Source organism: Kitasatospora sp. NPDC058190 (assembly GCF_042883685.1).
GTDB lineage: Bacteria > Actinomycetota > Actinomycetes > Streptomycetales > Streptomycetaceae > Kitasatospora.
The window spans coordinates 1-2,395 of sequence record NZ_JBHVVI010000276.1; the positions used below are offsets into that span (position 1 = coordinate 1).

The 2,395-nt window shown below is 73.9% G+C and carries 1 protein-coding gene; it reads right to left on the reverse strand.

All coding sequences use genetic code 11. The features are described 5' to 3' along the window. A partial coding sequence (locus ACFVWU_RS44735; protein WP_387632439.1) for an SDR family NAD(P)-dependent oxidoreductase occupies positions 1 to 2,395 on the reverse strand: 2,395 nt, incomplete at both ends.

Here is a 2,395-nt window from a genome sequence, read left to right on the forward strand (position 1 = left end):
CGTGCAGGGTGCGCGGCAGCAGGCCGTGCTGCATCGCGAGCACCATCTTGATCACGCCCGCGACACCGGCCGCGGCCTGGGAGTGGCCGATGTTCGACTTGATCGAGCCCAGGAGCAGCGGCAGTTCGCGGTCCTGGCCGTAGGTGGCGATCAGGGCCTGCGCCTCGATCGGGTCGCCCAGCGTCGTCCCGGTGCCGTGCGCCTCCACCGCGTCCACATCGGCCGTCGAGAGCCCGGCGCTCGCGAGAGCCTGCCGGATCACCCGCTGCTGCGACGGACCGTTCGGCGCCGTCAGACCGTTCGACGCACCGTCCTGGTTGACGGCGCTCCCCCGCAGAACTCCCAGCACTCGACGGCCGTTCCGGCGGGCGTCCGACAGGCGCTCCAGTACCACCATGCCGACGCCCTCGCCCCAGCCGACGCCGTCGGCCGCGTCCGCGAACGAACGGCACCGGCCGTCGGCCGACAGGCCGCCCTGGCGCGAGAACTCCACGAAGGTGTTCGGCGTCGCCATCACCGTGACGCCGCCGGCCAGCGCCAGCGAGCACTCGCCGCCGCGCAACGCCTGGGCAGCCAGGTGCATCGCCACGAGCGACGACGAGCACGCCGTATCGACCGTCACCGCCGGGCCCTCCAGGCCCAGCGTGTACGAGACGCGGCCCGAGGCCACGCTTCCCGCGCTGCCGCTGCCCTGGTACCCCTCGAACTCGCCACCCCCCAGCAGGCTCGCGTAGTCCGCGTACATCACTCCCGCGAAGACGCCGGTCCGGCTGCCGCGCAGCGTCACCGGGTCGATGCCGGAGCGCTCGAAGGCCTCCCACGAGGTCTCCAGCAGCAGACGCTGCTGGGCGTCCGTCGCCAGCGCCTCGCGCGGGCTCATGCCGAAGAACTCGTGGTCGAACGCACCGGCGTCGTGCAGGAATCCGCCGGAGCGCGTGTAGGAGGTCCCGACGTGGTCCGGGTCCGGGTTGTAGAGGGTCTCGACGTCCCAGCCGCGGTTCGTCGGGAAGCCGGAGACCGCGTCCACGCCGTCGGCCACCAGCCGCCACAGGTCCTCGGGCGATTCGACGCCACCCGGGTAGCGGCAGGCCATCCCGACGATCACGATCGGGTCGTCCGACGGCGACGGCATCGCCTCGGGGACGTGGACGACGTTCTCGGTGCCGAACAGGCCCTCCAGCAGGAAGCCGGCCAGCGCGCTCGCCGTCGGGTAGTCGAACACGACGGTGGCCGGCAGCTGGAGGCCGGTCACCGACTTCAGCCGGTTGCGCAGTTCGACCGCCGTCAGCGAGTCGAAGCCGAGGTCCTGGAACGCCCGCGACGGATCGACCGCAGAACCGCCCTCGTGGCCCAGTACCAGCGCGATCTGGTCGCGCACCAGCTCCAGGACGGCCGCCCGCCGCTCCTCGCCGCCGAGGCCGGACAGCCGCTGCGCCAAGCCCGCCGACACGGCCGAACCGGCGACGACGGCGCGCCGCACGCGGCCCCGCACCAGGCCGCGCAGCAGGGCGGGCACCTCACCGTGCGCGGCCATCGCCGCCAGGTCGAGGCGGACCGGCAGCACGGCCGGGTGTCCGGTGGCGATGGCCGCGTCGAAGAGCGCGACACCCTGCTCCGGGACGATGGCCGGAAGGCCGAGCCGGGCGATGCGCTCGGCCTCGGTGTCGGTGAGCGTGCCGGTCATGCCGACCACGTCGGTCCAGGGACCCCAGGCGAGCGAGACGGCGGGCAGGCCGAGCGAGCGGCGGTGGAGCGCCAGGGCGTCCAGGTAGGCATTGCCCGCCGCGTAGGCGGCCTGGCCCGCGCTGCCGAACGTGCCGGCGACGGAGGAGAAGAGGACGAAGGTCTCGACGTTCTCGGCGGCCCGGTGCAGGTTCCACGCCGCGTCCGCCTTCGGGCGGAGGACGGCCGAGACGCGCTCGGGGGTGAGGGAACCGATCACGCCGTCGTCGAGGACACCGGCGGTGTGGACGACCCCGCGGATGTCGTGCCGGGCGAACAGGTCTGCCACGGCGGCCTCGTCGGACACGTCACAGGCCTCGACGACCGCCTCCGCGCCGAGCTCGGCCAGCCCGGCGAGCAGCGCCTCGACGCCCTCGGCGTCCGCGCCCCGACGGCTCACCAGCAGCAGGCTGCGCACACCGTGCTCGGCCGCCAGGTGCCGGGCCACGACCTTGCCGAGGCCGCCGGTACCGCCGGTGACCAGGACCATGCCCTCACTCGGCCACGCCACCGCTTCGGCCATGGCCTCCGTCCGCGTCAGACGGGCCGCGAGGACCTCCCCGTCGCGGACGAGCAGTTGCGGCTCGTCCAAGCCCAGGGCGGCGGGCGGCAGTTCCTCCGAACCCGCCAGATCCACCAGGCCGAACCGGCCCGGCTCCTCCGACATCGCCGA